The 14008-nt window shown below is 73.7% G+C and carries 16 protein-coding genes and 1 pseudogene; 8 read left to right on the forward strand and 9 right to left on the reverse strand.

Annotation, left to right across the window (positions count from 1 at the left end):
• Nucleotides 1-67 precede the first annotated feature (67 nt).
• The 3 genes from WDV06_RS27015 to WDV06_RS27025 all read left to right on the forward strand — a co-directional run bounded on the left by WDV06_RS27015 (nucleotide 68) and on the right by WDV06_RS27025 (nucleotide 1977).
• On the forward strand, nucleotides 68-901 hold the full coding sequence (locus WDV06_RS27015; protein ID WP_395512394.1) for an AraC family transcriptional regulator: 834 nt from the start codon (nucleotides 68-70) through the stop codon (nucleotides 899-901).
• A 72-nt stretch (nucleotides 902-973) separates the two neighbouring features.
• Nucleotides 974-1672, forward strand: coding sequence for an AzlC family ABC transporter permease (locus tag WDV06_RS27020; RefSeq protein ID WP_395512404.1), 699 nt, complete (start codon nucleotides 974-976; stop codon nucleotides 1670-1672).
• Nucleotides 1669-1977: an AzlD domain-containing protein gene (locus tag WDV06_RS27025; protein WP_079430087.1), complete on the forward strand. Its 309-nt coding sequence runs from the start codon at nucleotides 1669-1671 to the stop codon at nucleotides 1975-1977. The genes WDV06_RS27020 and WDV06_RS27025 overlap by 4 nt, the downstream gene beginning before the upstream one ends.
• 7 nt (nucleotides 1978-1984) lie before the next feature.
• Here the strand turns inward: WDV06_RS27025 and WDV06_RS27030 are convergent, their stop codons facing one another.
• Entirely contained in the window at nucleotides 1985-2926 is a 942-nt protein-coding gene (locus tag WDV06_RS27030; RefSeq protein WP_395512395.1) for a hypothetical protein, read from the reverse strand.
• Nucleotides 2927-3007: 81 nt separating this feature from the next.
• Here WDV06_RS27030 and WDV06_RS27035 point away from each other — a divergent pair, with 81 nt between their 5' ends.
• Both WDV06_RS27035 and WDV06_RS27040 read left to right on the forward strand, forming a co-directional pair.
• Nucleotides 3008-3202 (forward strand): DUF3046 domain-containing protein, encoded by a 195-nt coding sequence (locus tag WDV06_RS27035; RefSeq protein ID WP_045949507.1) that lies wholly within the window; start codon nucleotides 3008-3010, stop codon nucleotides 3200-3202.
• A gap of 383 nt (nucleotides 3203-3585) precedes the next feature.
• Nucleotides 3586-4701: an AI-2E family transporter gene (locus tag WDV06_RS27040; protein ID WP_395512405.1), complete on the forward strand. Its 1116-nt coding sequence runs from the start codon at nucleotides 3586-3588 to the stop codon at nucleotides 4699-4701.
• Here WDV06_RS27040 and WDV06_RS27045 read toward each other — a convergent pair.
• Both WDV06_RS27045 and WDV06_RS27050 read right to left on the reverse strand, forming a co-directional pair.
• Entirely contained in the window at nucleotides 4655-5410 is a 756-nt protein-coding gene (locus WDV06_RS27045) for a Clp protease N-terminal domain-containing protein (RefSeq protein ID WP_395512396.1), read from the reverse strand. The two genes, WDV06_RS27040 and WDV06_RS27045, sit on opposite strands and share 47 nt — an antisense overlap.
• A gap of 117 nt (nucleotides 5411-5527) precedes the next feature.
• Nucleotides 5528-5953, reverse strand: coding sequence for a hypothetical protein (locus WDV06_RS27050; RefSeq protein ID WP_395512397.1), 426 nt, complete (start codon nucleotides 5951-5953; stop codon nucleotides 5528-5530).
• 299 nt (nucleotides 5954-6252) lie between these two features.
• Here WDV06_RS27050 and WDV06_RS27055 point away from each other — a divergent pair, with 299 nt between their 5' ends.
• The 3 genes and pseudogenes from WDV06_RS27055 to recX form a co-directional block, all read left to right on the forward strand.
• Nucleotides 6253-7083 carry a S1 family peptidase gene (locus WDV06_RS27055; RefSeq protein WP_395512398.1) on the forward strand — a complete coding sequence of 277 codons (831 nt, stop codon included), beginning with the start codon at nucleotides 6253-6255 and terminating at the stop codon, nucleotides 7081-7083.
• Nucleotides 7084-7458: 375 nt separating this feature from the next.
• Nucleotides 7459-8568, forward strand: a complete 1110-nt coding sequence (recA, locus tag WDV06_RS27060) for a recombinase RecA (protein ID WP_395512399.1) — start codon at nucleotides 7459-7461, stop codon at nucleotides 8566-8568.
• Nucleotides 8481-9140 (forward strand): annotated as a pseudogene (gene recX, locus WDV06_RS27065) (recombination regulator RecX); the annotation flags it as partial. The gene recA and the pseudogene recX, both read left to right, overlap by 88 nt.
• Before the next feature lie 298 nt (nucleotides 9141-9438).
• Here the strand turns inward: recX and WDV06_RS27070 are convergent.
• The 6 genes from WDV06_RS27070 to WDV06_RS27095 all read right to left on the reverse strand — a co-directional run bounded on the left by WDV06_RS27070 (nucleotide 9439) and on the right by WDV06_RS27095 (nucleotide 13930).
• Nucleotides 9439-9837: a rhodanese-like domain-containing protein gene (locus tag WDV06_RS27070; protein WP_395512400.1), complete on the reverse strand. Its 399-nt coding sequence runs from the start codon at nucleotides 9835-9837 to the stop codon at nucleotides 9439-9441.
• Nucleotides 9834-10367 carry a cupin domain-containing protein gene (locus WDV06_RS27075; protein WP_395512401.1) on the reverse strand — a complete coding sequence of 178 codons (534 nt, stop codon included), beginning with the start codon at nucleotides 10365-10367 and terminating at the stop codon, nucleotides 9834-9836. Before WDV06_RS27075 ends, WDV06_RS27070 begins: the two co-directional genes overlap by 4 nt.
• Nucleotides 10368-10446: 79 nt before the next feature.
• The gene (locus WDV06_RS27080) at nucleotides 10447-10533 is read right to left on the reverse strand and encodes a putative leader peptide (protein WP_311318651.1); all 87 of its coding nucleotides are present in this window, start codon (nucleotides 10531-10533) and stop codon (nucleotides 10447-10449) included.
• Between the two features lie 33 nt (nucleotides 10534-10566).
• Entirely contained in the window at nucleotides 10567-12138 is a 1572-nt protein-coding gene (locus tag WDV06_RS27085) for an FAD-dependent monooxygenase (RefSeq protein WP_395512402.1), read from the reverse strand.
• 227 nt (nucleotides 12139-12365) lie between these two features.
• Entirely contained in the window at nucleotides 12366-13259 is an 894-nt protein-coding gene (locus WDV06_RS27090) for an amino acid ABC transporter permease (protein WP_395512403.1), read from the reverse strand.
• Nucleotides 13256-13930, reverse strand: coding sequence for an amino acid ABC transporter permease (locus WDV06_RS27095; protein ID WP_395512406.1), 675 nt, complete (start codon nucleotides 13928-13930; stop codon nucleotides 13256-13258). Before WDV06_RS27095 ends, WDV06_RS27090 begins: the two co-directional genes overlap by 4 nt.
• Nucleotides 13931-14008 lie beyond the last annotated feature (78 nt).

Below are 14008 nucleotides of genomic sequence, written 5' to 3' on the forward strand. Positions count from 1 at the left end.
ACCCGGCCACTGACAACCGGCCGGACCTGCGCAAACGCGCGGTGGCGCCGGGGCGCAGAATGAGGGGATGGGGAAGGACGAGGCGCGCCGGGAGTGGGCCCGGCACTGGCGCTACCCGCAGCTGCCCGGGCTGGACCTGCTGCGCGCCCACTACGTACGCCACACCTTCCCGCGCCACGCCCACGACGGGTACGTCATCGCCGCCGTCACCGGCGGCATCGAGGAGATCGGCATGCCCGGCGGCACCCTGCGGGCCGGGCCGGGCAGCGTGGTGCTGATCAACCCCGAGGTACCGCACACCGCCCGGGCCGGGGAGCCCGGCGGCTGGGCGTACTCCACGCTCTACCCCACCCGCGAGCTGATCATCGAGGTCGCCGACGAGATCGGCACCCTGCGGGGCACCCCCGGCTTCACCGCCGAGATGGTCCTCGACGCGCAGGGCGCGCAGCTGATCACCGAGGTGCACCGGGCCGCCGAGGCCGGGAACGCGCTGGCCGCCGACACGCTGCTGCGGGCCGTCGTGGCCCGGATGCTCAGCCGGCACGCCGCGCCGCTGCCGGTCCGCACGGTGACGCGCGCCGGCGGCTCCGACGCGGAGCGGGCGCGGGCGGTGCTGGAGGAGCGGATGGCCGCGCCGCCGTCGCTGGAGCAGCTCGCGGCCGAGCTGGGGACCAGCCCGTTCGCGCTGCTGCGGGCCTTCCGGGAGCGGTACGGGATGCCGCCGCACACCTGGCTGACCGATGCGCGGGTGCGCCGGGCGCGGCGGCTGCTCGACGCGGGGGGCGCGCCCGCGGAGGTGGCCGTCGCCGTCGGATTCACCGACCAGCCGCACTTGAACCGGCACTTCACCCGCATCGTCGGAGTGCCGCCCGGCGCCTACCGGCGCGGACGGGCGGGGTAGGGGCGGTGCGCAAGAACGTACAAGACCCGGGCCGGCCCGTACCCCTACCTTCGCCGGGTGGGAACAGAACAGATGGTCATACGAGAGGCCCCCGACGGGGTCGGAGGGCGGCCGAGGGCGGCCGTCGTGCGGGACGCGCTCGGGGTCGGGGTGGCCGTCGGGCTGTCCGGGTTCGCGTTCGGGGTGACCGCCGCGGGCGCCGGGATCAGCGTGCTCCAGGCCTGCGTGCTGAGCCTGCTCGTCTTCACCGGAGCCTCCCAGTTCGCGCTGGTCGGGGCGCTGGCCGCGGGCGGGAACCCGTTCACCGCCGCCGCCGGGGCCTTCTTCCTCGGCACCCGCAACGCCTTCTACGGGCTGCGGCTCTCCCAACTGCTCGCCTTCCCCCGGGCCGTGCGGCCCCTCGCCGCGCACTGGGTCATCGACGAGACCACCGCCGTGGCCCTCGCCCAGCCCGACCGCAGGTCGGCCCGGCTCGGGTTCACCGTCACCGGGCTCAGCCTCTACCTGCTGTGGAACCTCACCACCCTGCTCGGCGCGCTCGGCGCCGAGGCCATCGGGGACACCGCCGCGTGGGGGCTGGACGCCGCCGGGCCCGCCGTCTTCCTCGCCCTGCTCGCCCCCATGCTGAAGACCGCCACCGAACGGGCCGTCGCCGGCCTCGCGCTCGTCCTCGGGCTGGGCTTCCTGCCCGTCCTGCCCGCCGGGGTGCCCGTGCTGATCGCCGCGCTGGCCGCGCCCGCCGTGCTGTGGCTGAAGGGACGCACCTCGTGAACGTCTGGATCGCCATCGGGCTCACCGTCGCCGGCTGCTACGCCGTCAAGCTCGCCGGACTCCTCGTCCCCGCCGGGGCCCTGGAACGGCCGGCGGTGCGCAGGCTCTCCGCCCTGCTGCCGGTCGCGCTGCTCGCGGCGCTCACCGCCCAGCAGACCTTCAGCACCGGCCACGACCTCGTCCTCGACGCCCGCGCCGCCGGGCTGGCGGCCGCCGCCGTCGCGCTGCTGCTGCGCGCCCCGTTCCTGGTGGTGGTCGCGGCGGCGGTGGTCGTCACCGCCGGGGTCCGCGCCCTCGGCGGCTGAGCCGGCCCTACGCCAGGGCCCGCCCGTACGCCCGCAGCGTCAGCAGGGCCTCGATGGTGGCGATCGGCCGCCGCTCCAGGGTGCTGCCCGGGGCCCAGGCGCGGCGGCGCACCGGCCAGCCGCCGTCCGGCTGCTGCTCCGCCGCCAGGAAGTCCAGCGCGCGGCGCATCTCCTCGTCGGTGAACCAGCCCCGGGCCAGCGACTCCGGCCGCCGCGCGTAGTCGTACGGGAAGAGCAGCTCGCCCGGGCCGTAGCCGGGGGCGAGGGGGTACTCCTCCCGCCTGGCCGGGTCGAGCACCGCCAGGCGCCGCTCGCGCACCAGCCGGCCCAGCCGGTCCGCGGCCGCCGCCGCGCGCGGCCGGTCGGGGACCCCGTCGAGGAAGGCCACCGCGCCCTGGACCTCGTACGGGTGCGGGTGCCGCAGCGTCTCGACCCGCTCCCAGCAGAACTCCGTCGCCCGGAACAGCCAGGCGTCCCAGATCCGGTTGCGGTGCAGCACCCCCACGACCGGCCCCGTCGTCACCAGCTCGCCCGGCGGGTCGTCGGTCCTCGGGTGCCAGGGGGCGGCCGGGTGCCCGCGCGGCACCGCGACGGCCAGCGGGAGCGCGCCCTCCGGGGTGGAGACCCGGGTCAGGTGGCGGCAGAGCCGCTCGATGCGCCGCCCGGCGCAGCGCCCGAGGCCGTCGAGGACCAGCAGGGCGTGCGCGGTGTGCAGGGGCTGGCTCAGCGGGCCGCGAAGGTCGGGGTCCAGGGCGTGGCCGTAGCCGCCGTCGGGGCCGAGGTAGGAACCGAGGGCGGTGTCGACCGGGTCGGCGCCCCCGCCGAGGAAGTGGTACGCGAACCGGTGCTGCTCCAGCACCCGGGCCGTGAGCCAGATGAACTGCTCGGCGCGCGCCAGCGGGGCGGGCGCGGCCGCCGGGGAGGGCGCGGAAGCTTCGTCTCCAGGCATGCGAGCCACCGTAGGGCGCGGGGACGGCGGGGGAGGGCGGCAACGGGGACGGTGCACTCTCCGGGGCGGGATACTGGGGTCATGCGGTTGACGATTTTCTGGGAGCGGATGGCGGAGCACTTCGGCGCGGCCTACGCCGACTCCTTCGCACGGGACCACGTCATGTCCGAGCTCGGCGGGCGCACGGTCCACCAGGCGCTGGAGGCGGGCTGGGAGACGAAGGACGTGTGGCGCGCGGTGTGTGCGGCGATGGACGTGCCGGCCTCGCTGCGGTAACGCCGCGCCGGCCGGGCGGGGCGGGGCGCATCGGCCCCCCGGGCGCGTGCGGGCCGGGCCCGCGGGGGCCGGCCGGGCGCGCGGTGCGGTGCGGCCGCCGACGGCTTCGTGGTTCGCTCGGCCGGTGGGACAGACTGGTCGGCGTGGCAGCGACAGACGAGACGACCGACCGGCCCGGCGACCCGCAGAACCGGCCGTTCCCCGCACAGCCCGTGGCGGCGGACCCCCAGGCCCTGGCGGAAGGGCCCGCTCCGGCGCGGGCCGGGGACGCGGGGCCCCGGATCCCTTCTCCGGATACCACCCCGGCGGAGCCCGCAGGCGACCCGGGCGGCGGGCCCGAGGGCCCGTCCTCCGGCACCGCCCCGGCCGGGGCGGACGCGCGGATGCCGCGCTGGCTGCCCCGCGCGGTGATCCTCGTACTGGCGCTCGTCGCCTGCTTCCAGCTCGGCAGCTGGGCCTTCCACCAGCTGATCGGGCTGCTCGTCAACGTCCTGATCGCGTTCTTCCTGGCCCTGGCGGTCGAACCCGCCGTGGCCAGGATGGCGGCCCGCGGCATGCGCCGGGGGCTCGCCACCTTCCTGGTCTTCCTGGGCGTGCTCGTCGCGGCCGCCGGATTCCTGGCCCTGCTCGGCTCGATGCTCGCCGGGCAGATCGTCGACATGGTGGAGGGCTTCCCCCACTACCTCGACATGGTGATCGACTGGATCAACCGCACCCTCCACACCGAGCTGTCCCGGCTGGAGATCCAGGACAGCCTGGTGCACTCCGACTGGCTCCGCAAGTACGTGCAGAACAGCGCCAGCGGGGTGCTCGACGTCTCCACCACCGTGCTCGGCGGGCTCTTCAGGCTGCTGACGGTCGGCCTGTTCTCCTTCTACTTCGCGGCCGACGGGCCCCGGCTGCGGCGCGCGCTGTGCTCCGTGCTGCCGCCCGCGAAGCAGTCGGAGGTGCTGCGGGCCTGGGAGATCGCCGTCGCGAAGACCGGCGGGTACCTCTACTCGCGCGGGCTGATGGCACTGGTCTCCGGGATCGCGCACTACGTGGTCTTCGCGGTCCTCGGGGTGCCGTACGCGCCCGCCCTCGCGGTGTGGGTGGGTCTGGTCTCCCAGTTCATCCCCACCATCGGCACCTACCTGGCGGGCGCGCTGCCGACGCTGATCGCCTTCACCATCGATCCCTGGTACGCGGTGTACGTACTGGGCTTCGTGGTGGTCTACCAGCAGTTCGAGAACTACGTCCTGCAGCCGAAGCTCACCTCCAGGACGGTGGACATCCACCCGGCGGTGGCCTTCGGCTCCGTCATCGCGGGCACCGCCCTGCTGGGCGCGGTCGGGGCGCTCATCGCGATCCCGGCCGTGGCCACCCTGCAGGCCTTCCTCGGCGCGTACGTGAAGCGGTACGAGGTCGCGGGCGAGGCCGGCGGTGACGGCGGGGCCCCCGCCGGCGGGGATCCTACTGCTGCCCGTCCGCGCCGAGTACGGCTGCCAGGGCTTCGGTGACGGCCGCCTCGGCGGTGGCCTTCTCCAGGCCGAGTCCGCTGAGGGTGCCCTCGCCGTTCTCCAGCTCCAGCAGGGCGAGCAGGATGTGCTCGGTGCCCACGTAGCCGTGGCCCAGGCGCAGGGCCTCGCGGAAGGTGAGTTCCAGGGCCTTCTTGGCGTTGGCGTCGAAGGGGACGAGGGCGGGCATCTCCGCCGCCGCCGGGGGCAGGGTGGCGGTCGCGGCGGCGCGCAGGGCCTCCGGCGAGACGCCCTGGGCGGTGAGGACGAGTCCGGCCAGGCCCTCGGGCTCGGCCAGCAGGCCCAGGGCCAGGTGCTCGGTGCGGATCTCGGCGTTGTTGGCCGCGCGGGCCTCGTTCTGCGAGGCGATGACGACGTTGCGGGCGCGGGGGGTGAAGCGGGCGAAGCCCGCCTCGGGGTCGAGGCCGGGGTCGCCCTCCTTGTCGGCCTTGGGGACGAAGCGCTTCTGGGCGGCCTGGCGGGTGACGCCCATGCTGCGGCCGATGTCGGTCCAGGAGGCGCCGGAGCGACGGGCCTGGTCGACGAAGTGGCCGATGAGGTGGTCCGCCACGTCTCCGAGGTGCTCGGCCGCGACGACGGCGCCGCTGAGCTGCTCCAGGGTGTCGGCGTGGGAGTTCTTGATGGCCTCGATCAGGTCGTCGAGGCGGACGGGATTGGCGATCCGGACGGGTTCCACGGAAGGGTTCGTCATGGGTGCAACCTTAGGTTGACACCCCCGAGGGTGTCAACCATGGGTTGTCACTCCGGCAGGTGGAGGGGGCTGGGGACGTGTCCCCTCCACCCCCCGGCGCGTGCGGCCGGGCGGTCGTCAGGCGGCCGGCTGGTTCTGGCCCGCCAGGAGGGTCAGCAGCTGGTCCATCTCGTTCCGCCAGATGCGGTGCACGTTCATGCGGGTCGGGGTGGCCTGGCCGGGGAGCTGCATGCGGAACGAGCTCCAGATGGCGTTGCGCTTGACCTCGGTGATGGTTCCGACGGCCTCGTGGGGCGGTATCGCGAAGACGATCTCCTGCGGGCGGTTGCTCATCCGGCTCGCCCGGTGGAGCACCACGGCCTGCTCGGTCGCGGTGACGAAGTAGTAGCTGAGGAACGCCTGGCCGATGAGGCCGAGCATGCTCATCAGCCACACGCTCGGGCCCGCTATGGCCTGGATGGTGACGAGGGGGCGGTCGCCGGGGTTGGCCTGGGCGAGGGCTTCTGCCACCTGCTGCTGGATCGTGGCCTTCTTGACGGCCATGGGTCCTCCTGAGCGGAATTTCACGGCCCCCGTCGTCGGGGGCACCGCAGAGTACCGGCCGTGTGCGGGCTGCTTCGCGCCAGCCCGCAGGCATGGGTCATGCGCCCTGAATTGGGTTCCCCCGCCCGCCTCGCGGGATGTTGGAGTGATTGATTCCGTTTACTGTCACGGCCCTTCGATCGTCCTCACCTCCAACTCACCACGCCCTATTGTGCGTTGACCCCGCTGGGCCAAGAATGCAGTGCACATGTCAACCGAAGGATCTTCGGTCGCATTCGTCACCAGAGGGGAACCCCCACATGAACAAGCCTCTCGCCGGCGCCGTGCTGTCCCTGCTCCTGACCGGAGCGGCGGCGACACCGGCCGTGGCCCAGACGTCCGCCCCCGAGCGGGCCGCCGCGGTCACCTACGCGGGCACGGTCGCGCTCAGCAACTGCTCCGGCTCCGTGGTCCGCACGCCCGGCTCGCTTCCGGACGACCCCGCGCTCGTCCTCTCCAACGGCCACTGCCTGGAGACCGGTTTCCCGGCGGCCGGCGAGGTCCTCGTCAACCGCGCCTCCAGCCGGAGCTTCTCCCTGCTCAACGCCTCGGGCTCCAAGGTCGCGACCCTGCGCGCGAGCAAGATCGCGTACGGGACGATGACGGACACCGACGTCTCGCTCTACCAGCTGACCAAGACGTACGCGCAGATCCAGAGCCAGTACGGCATCGCCGCCCTCACCCTCAACGACGCCCACCCGGTGCAGGGTGCCTCGATCAAGGTGGTCTCCGGCTACTGGAAGCGCACCTACAGCTGCAGCGTCGACGGCTTCGTGTACCGCCTCAAGGAGGGTGACTGGACCTGGAAGGACTCGGTCCGCTACACCTCGTCCTGCAACACCATCGGCGGCACCTCCGGCTCGCCGGTGATCGACACGACGACCGGCAGGGTCGTCGCCGTCAACAACACCGGCAACGAGGACGGCCAGCGCTGCACGGAGAACAACCCGTGCGAGGTGGACGCGGCGGGCAACGTGACGGTCCGCCAGGGCATCAACTACGCCCAGGAGACCTACATCCTCGTCCCGTGCATCGGCCCCGGCAGCCAGATCGACCTGAACCGCCCCGGCTGCACCCTGCCGAAGCCGTAGCCGCCTGCCGGCGCGACCACCCCCGCGGCCTCGCCGCCCCCGGCCCGACCGGAGGCGGCGGGGCCGCGGCGCGTCCGCGGACGGCGGCGCCGTCCAGGGGGAGTGGCTCGCGGATGTGACGCGCACCACAGGGTGGCGCCCTCGCGCCGATTCCGTCGTTGGTCCCCCGGGAAGCCCTGGCAGGAGGCGGTGGGGGGCGTTCCGCCTACGGTGCGAAGGCGTTGGCGGGGGCGGCGTGGTCGGCTTGACAGGGAAATCGAACATCCATTCTGATGAGTTATCCACAGCCGAAACGGGCGTGGAAGCGCATTGTCAGTGGCAGGCGTTAGCGTCAATGGCGTGAAGCGATCGACTCAAGCAAACCGGGTGGAACCCATGGCAGGCACCGACCGCGAGAAGGCTCTCGACGCCGCGCTCGCACAGATTGAACGGCAATTCGGCAAGGGTGCGGTCATGCGCCTCGGCGACAAGCCGAACGACCCCATCGAGGTCATCCCCACCGGGTCGACCGCGCTGGACATCGCCCTCGGCGTCGGCGGGCTGCCGCGCGGCCGTGTGGTCGAGATCTACGGCCCGGAGTCCTCCGGTAAGACGACCCTGACGCTGCACGCCGTGGCCAACGCGCAGAAGGCCGGCGGCACCGTCGCCTTCGTCGACGCGGAGCACGCGCTGGACCCCGAGTACGCCCGCGCGCTCGGCGTCGACACGGACAACCTCATCCTGTCCCAGCCGGACACCGGCGAGCAGGCCCTTGAGATCGTCGACATGCTGGTCCGCTCCGGCGCCCTCGACCTGATCGTCATCGACTCCGTCGCGGCCCTCGTCCCGAAGGCGGAGATCGAGGGCGAGATGGGCGACTCGCACGTCGGTCTCCAGGCCCGTCTGATGAGCCAGGCGCTCCGCAAGATCACGGGTGCGCTGAACCAGTCCAAGACCACCGCGATCTTCATCAACCAGCTCCGCGAGAAGATCGGCGTGATGTTCGGCTCCCCGGAGACCACGACCGGTGGCCGCGCCCTGAAGTTCTACGCCTCGGTGCGCATCGACATCCGCCGCATCGAGACCCTGAAGGACGGCACGGAGGCGGTCGGCAACCGCACCCGCTGCAAGGTCGTGAAGAACAAGGTCGCGCCCCCGTTCAAGCAGGCCGAGTTCGACATCCTCTACGGCCAGGGCATCAGCCGCGAGGGCGGCCTGATCGACATGGGCGTGGAGCACGGCTTCATCCGCAAGGCCGGCGCCTGGTACACGTACGAGGGCGACCAGCTCGGCCAGGGCAAGGAGAACGCCCGCAACTTCCTGAAGGACAACCCCGACCTCGCCAACGAGATCGAGCGGAAGATCAAGGAGAAGCTGGGCGTCGGTGTCCGCAAGGACGCCGAGGGCGACGAGGCGGCCGCGTCCGCCGCGCCGGCCGACGCCTCCGTACCCGCCCCGGCGTCGAAGGCCAAGCCGGCGGCCAAGGCCGCCGTGGCCAAGAGCTGACCGTGCGGGAAGATCAGGAGAGGGGCGGCAGAGCGAGGAGCGGCCGTGAGGGCCGCCAGGAGCTGCCGCCCCAGAGTCCCGAGGAGCAGGCCCGGGCGATCTGCCTGCGCCTGCTCACCGGGATGCCGCGCACCCGGCGGCAGCTCGCGGACGCCCTGGCGAAGCGGGGCATCCCCGAGGAGGTCTCCGAGGCGGTCCTCTCCCGGTACGAGGAAGTGGGCCTGATCGACGACGCCGCGTTCGCAGGGGCCTGGGTCGAGTCCCGCCACCGCGGCCGGGGCCTGGCCCGCCGGGCGCTCGCGCAGGAGCTGCGCACCAAGGGGGTGCACACCAGCCTCGTCCAGGAGGCGCTGGAGCAGCTCGACGCCGAGCAGGAGGAGGAGACCGCCCGGGAGCTCGTGGAGCGCAAGCTCCGCTCCACCCGGGGACTGGAGCGCGACAAGCGGATCCGGCGCCTGGCCGGGATGCTCGCGCGCAAGGGGTACCCGGAGGGCATGGCCCTGCGGGTGGTGCGCCGAGCCCTGGAGGCGGAGGGCGAGGACGCCGACGACCTGGGATACCCCGGAGCCTGACCCCCGCGTGGCGGGCCGGCCCCCGGGGTGAAGCCCGGCGCGCTCCGGTGCCCGGCGCGGTGCCCGCCCGCAGGCGCGCTCCGGTGCCCGGCGGCCCTGACCACCGCCTGCGGCACCCTCCTGGAAAACTGGCTCCGGGGAAGCACCGCCCACCGAGCGCCACGCCGGCGCCCCTGTGCTCCTCTGCGCCGGCCGGAGCGTCCACGCGACCACGGCCGCCCGGACCTCCGCCGCCGGCGGCCACCAGAGCGCCTGCCGGATGATCCCCTCCCCCGGGTGCGCGCGGCGGTGCCGGGGGTCAGGCGGGGGCGGTGGGAAGGCCCGCCGAACGCCAGGACTGGTAGCCGCCCGTGAGGTCCGTCGCCCGGCGGAGCCCCAGCGCCCGCAGCGACGCCACCGCCAGCGAGGACGCGTAGCCCTCGTTGCAGATCACCACCACCCGCACCTCGTGCGAGACGGCCTGCGGCAGGCGGTGCGACCCCTGGGGATCCAGCCGCCACTCCAGTTCGTTGCGCTCCACGACCACCGCCCCCGGGATGACCCCGTCCCGCTCGCGCAGCGCCTGGTAGCGGATGTCCACCAGCAGGGCGTCCCCGTCGCGCCACGCCTCGTACGCGGCCCGCGGGTCCAGCCGCGTGTACGTCGCGCGGACCCGCTCCAGGAGCTCGTCGATGCCCACCGGGCCGGGGGCGCTCACTGCCAGTCCGCCGGGCGCTCGACCTGCTCCAGCCGGAGGACCGCGCCGCTGCGGCTGTAGCGGCGGATCAGCGGGAGCGGCGGGTAGTAGGCGTGGACCGAGATCGCGTGCTCGGAGTCCGACGGGTTGAGCACCTCGTGGACGTGGTGCTCCCCGAAGGCCCGCCCGGTCCCCGCGCCGAGGCTGCGGGTGCGGTCCACGTCCGGGGCCAGCTCCAGGTTCCGCCATCCCTCCGAGGGCAGCCGCACCGTCAGGGAGTGCTCGGTGAGCCGCCCCCGCGCGGTCGCGAAGGCGCCCCGGGACTCCGCGTGGTCGTGCCAGCCGGTGCCGGTACCCGGCGGCCAGCCGATCAGCCAGGCCTCGCTCCCGCCCGGGCCGTCGAGCCGGATCCAGGTCCGGCCCTCCGGGTCGAGGGGCAGTGAGTCGACGACGTCGGGGTCCGCGGCGGTGCGCAGGGCGAAGGCGAGGAGTTCCGCCGCGGTGGGGGCGGCGGTACGGGCGGGGGCGTGCGTGGACACGGAAGCAGACATCGGGATGTGACCGTCCTGGGTTCGCGGAAGGGGGCGCGCGGGCCCGGAAGGGCGGCGGGGCGCGCGGTAAGGGGGCGAATCAGCAGGAGGGGCGACACACGCAGCCCGCGTAGCGGAGCAGGTCCATGTGAACCCTCCGCCACAGGCGTACGTCGTTGCCGGTCATGTCGGCGAGTGAACCATGCGTGCCCGAGGGCGGTCAATCGATCACAGGGGCGGGTGTGGCGGGGACGCCCTCCGGTGCGCCCGCGCGTACGGTGTCCGCCGCCGCGTACAGCTCGGCCGGGCGGACCCCCGCGAAGGTCGCCGCGAGGTGCCCGTCGGGCCGCACCAGGAGGACGGTGTGCGCCGGAGCCCCCGGGTAGCCGTCCGCCACCAGCAGCTCGGCGGGGGCCGGCAGGGCGCTCACGGCCGCGGCGAGCCGGGGCATCAGGCCGGCCCCCGCCCAGTGGCGCCGGTCCCATACCCCGGTACCCGGTGCGACCAGCAGCACCAGCAGCTTCCCCCGTCCCAGCATGTCCCGCAGCGGGACGGTGGACCCGTCGGGCGCGCAGACGGGTACGTTCGCCACGGGTCCGCCCGGCTCCGTGTCCGTGGGGACCTCGCGCACGGCCACCGGCGGCGCGTACACCGGCCGGCCGCCCAGCGGGCCCCGGCCCAGGTGCCCGTCCGTGAGCAGAGATTCGGCGGACCGCCCCGACCCCGGCAGGAGGCCGCGCAGGCCGGCCCCGCCGCGCAGGACGGGCATGGTCTGGTCGGCGGCGCGCAGCCGGGCTGCGACGGCCGTGCGCCGCTCGCCCTCGTAGCTGTCGAGCAGGGCCTCGGAGGCGCCCTGGTGCCAGTCCAGGGCCAGCTTCCAGGCGAGGTTCTCCGCGTCGCGCAGCCCCTCCTCGACGCTCTGGGTGCCGAGCGCGCCCAGCAGGTGGGCGGCGTCTCCGGCGAGGAAGGCCCGGCCGTCGCGCCAGCGCCGGGCGAGTCGGTGGTGCTGGATGTGCACCCCGGTGTCGATGAGGTCGTACGGGGGAGTGCTGCCCCCGCACCACAGCGCCAGGGTGTCGCGGATCAGGGTGACGAGGGCGTCCGGGGTGACGAGGTCCCCGCGCGGGGGCAGCAGCCAGTCCAGCCGCCACACCCCGTCGGGCAGCGGCCGGGCGATGATCTCCTCGGGGCCGGAGGGCGGATGGCGGTGCATCAGGGCCTCGCCGGGCCAGGGAAGTTCGGCGCGCAGCGCGGCCACGGCGTGCCGTTCGACGGCCGTCCGGCCGGGGAAGCGGATGCCGAGCAGTTTGCGCACGGTGGAGCGGGCCCCGTCGCAGCCGACCAGATGGCTGCCGCGCCACCAGGTGGTCTCCCCGCCCCGGGTGTGCGCGATGACCCCGCGCTCGTCCTGCTCCAGGGAGTCCACCTTGGCGTCGGTGACCAGGTGCACCAGGCGCTGTTCGGCGGCTGCGGCGCGCAGCCCGCGCGTGAGGGCGTGCTGCGGCAGGTGCAGGGGGGCGGGCTGGTCCTCGAAGGTGATCCGCCGGGTCTCCTGACGGCGCCTCATGGTGCGCCAGGCCGCGTACCGGGCGCCCTCGTCGCCCAGGGTCGTACAGCCCAGGCGCTGGACCATGGCCGCGGTGTCGGAGTGGAGGACGACACTGCGGGCGGGCCGGGGCTCGTCCTTGCCGGGCCCTTCGTCGAGGAGGACGGAGGGCACGCCGTGGCCGGCCAGGGCGAGGGACAGGGAGAGTCCGACGGCGCCCGAGCCGACGACGATCACCGGGTCCATGATGCGGCTCCCGATGTCCGGTATGTGATCACAGAACGTATGCAACCCACTGGAGGTTCCGGCGTCAAGTGACCCCGGGCCGGACGAAGCAGTGTGGGGGGGGGGGGGGGGGGGGGGGGGGGGGGGGGGGGGGGGGGGGGGGCGGGGGGGGCGGCGCGGCGCGCCCCCCCCCCCGCCCCCCCCCACACAGGCTACGCATCCTGCCGGACTGACCGGACGTCAGCCCCCTACGCTCCGGCCGCCGGGGCGGCCTCGGTGGCCAGGTCGTCGACCTCGGCCGCAGCGAGCACCGCGCCGGTGCTCTTCTTCGACTTCCTCAGCCGGCCCTCCATCCAGGAGGCGAAGGAGGTGAGGGCGAAGTTCACCGCGATGTAGACCAGGGCGACCACCACGAGCGTGGCGATGGTGTTGCTGTAGTTCGCCGAGATCTGCCGGTTCGCGGCCAGCAGGTCGGTGAGGCCGAGCAGCGAACCGCCGAGCGCGGTGTCCTTGAGGATCACCACGAGCTGGCTGACCAGAGCCGGCAGCATGACGGTGACGGCCTGCGGGATCAGGACGTGGACCATGGTCTGGCCCTTGCGCATGCCGATCGCCTTGGCGGCGTCGGTCTGGCCCCGGGGCAGGGACAGCACGCCCGCGCGGACGACCTCTGCGATGACGGCCGCGTTGTACAGGACCAGGCCCGTGACCACCGCGTACAGCGGACGCAGATCGGAGGCCACGGCGGGCACGAACTGCACGAAGAACGCGTAGCCGAACATCATCAGCATCAGCACCGGGATGGCGCGGAAGAACTCGACGACGGTGCCGACCGGGACGCGCACCCAGGCGTGGTCCGAGAGCCGGCCCACGCCCAGCAGCGCGCCCAGCGGCAGGGCTATCAGCATGGCGATCACGCCGGCCTTCAGGGTCTCACCGAGGCCGGGGAGCAGATAGGTGCTCCAGATCCGGCCGTCGGTGACGAAGGGGGTCCACTTGTCGGCGTCGAGCTGGTGCTTGTCCGCCATGGCGGAGAGGATCCACCAGGCGGCGAGCGCGAACAGGACCAGGAAGACGGCCGTGTAGATCCAGTTGCGGGTTCTGGCCTTGGGGCCGGGGACGTCGTACAGGACCGAGCTCATCGCTTCACCGCCACTCGCTTGGCCACCCAGCCCAGCAGCAGACCGGTCGGCAGGGTCAGCAGGCAGAAGCCGAGGGCGAAGATCCCGAAGACGGCGAAGAGCGCGTCCGCCTCGTTCTCGATCATTTCCTTCATCAGCAGGGCCGCCTCGGCCACGCCGATGGCCGCCGCCACCGTGGTGTTCTTGGTGAGGGCGATCAGTACGTTGGCGAGCGGCGCGATGACCGCCCGGAAGGCCTGGGGGAGCACGATCAGGGTGAGCACCTGGAAGAAGCTCAGCCCCAGCGCGCGGGCGGCCTCGGCCTGGCCCACGGGCACGGTGTTGATGCCCGAGCGCAGCGCCTCGCAGACGAAGGTGCCGGTGTAGGCGGTCAGCGCGAGGACGGCGAGGCGGAAGCCGATCTCCTTGAAGGTCCCGCCGCCCAGGTTGATGCTCAGGGTCTGGCTGAGCCCCAGGGAGCTGCCGATGACCAGCAGGGTCAGCGGCGTGTTGCGGACCAGATTCACGTACGCGGTGCCGAAGGCCCGCATCAGCGGGACCGGGCTGACCCGCATCCCGGCCAGGGCGGTGCCCCAGACCAGGGACCCCACCGCCGAGTAGAGGGTGAGCTGAACCGTCACCCAGAAGGCTCCGAGCAGGTCGTACTGCCCGGAATCAAGAAAGTCGAACACGATGCCCTGCGCTCTCCCCAGGATGGCCGGTGAGGCGCGCCGCCGCCCGCCCGCCCCCCCCCCCCCCCCCCCCCCCCC

The sequence above is a fragment of the Streptomyces racemochromogenes genome, assembly GCF_044129415.1.
GTDB classification, from domain to species: Bacteria; Actinomycetota; Actinomycetes; order Streptomycetales; family Streptomycetaceae; genus Streptomyces; species Streptomyces racemochromogenes_A.

Bases quoted from the DNA above. Each gene is read 5' to 3' on its own strand.
- WDV06_RS27015 (WP_395512394.1), top strand. From the start codon at position 68: ATGGGGAAGGACGAGGCGCGCCGGGAGTGGGCCCGGCACTGGCGCTAC.
- WDV06_RS27020 (WP_395512404.1), top strand. From the start codon at position 974: ATGGTCATACGAGAGGCCCCCGACGGGGTCGGAGGGCGGCCGAGGGCG.
- WDV06_RS27030 (WP_395512395.1), bottom strand. From the start codon at position 2,926: ATGCCTGGAGACGAAGCTTCCGCGCCCTCCCCGGCGGCCGCGCCCGCC.
- WDV06_RS27035 (WP_045949507.1), top strand. From the start codon at position 3,008: ATGCGGTTGACGATTTTCTGGGAGCGGATGGCGGAGCACTTCGGCGCG.
- WDV06_RS27040 (WP_395512405.1), top strand. From the start codon at position 3,586: ATGCCGCGCTGGCTGCCCCGCGCGGTGATCCTCGTACTGGCGCTCGTC.
- WDV06_RS27045 (WP_395512396.1), bottom strand. From the start codon at position 5,410: ATGACGAACCCTTCCGTGGAACCCGTCCGGATCGCCAATCCCGTCCGC.
- WDV06_RS27050 (WP_395512397.1), bottom strand. From the start codon at position 5,953: ATGGCCGTCAAGAAGGCCACGATCCAGCAGCAGGTGGCAGAAGCCCTC.
- WDV06_RS27055 (WP_395512398.1), top strand. From the start codon at position 6,253: ATGAACAAGCCTCTCGCCGGCGCCGTGCTGTCCCTGCTCCTGACCGGA.
- recA (WP_395512399.1), top strand. From the start codon at position 7,459: ATGGCAGGCACCGACCGCGAGAAGGCTCTCGACGCCGCGCTCGCACAG.
- WDV06_RS27075 (WP_395512401.1), bottom strand. From the start codon at position 10,367: ATGTCTGCTTCCGTGTCCACGCACGCCCCCGCCCGTACCGCCGCCCCC.
- WDV06_RS27080 (WP_311318651.1), bottom strand. From the start codon at position 10,533: ATGACCGGCAACGACGTACGCCTGTGGCGGAGGGTTCACATGGACCTG.
- WDV06_RS27085 (WP_395512402.1), bottom strand. From the start codon at position 12,138: ATGGACCCGGTGATCGTCGTCGGCTCGGGCGCCGTCGGACTCTCCCTG.
- WDV06_RS27090 (WP_395512403.1), bottom strand. From the start codon at position 13,259: ATGAGCTCGGTCCTGTACGACGTCCCCGGCCCCAAGGCCAGAACCCGC.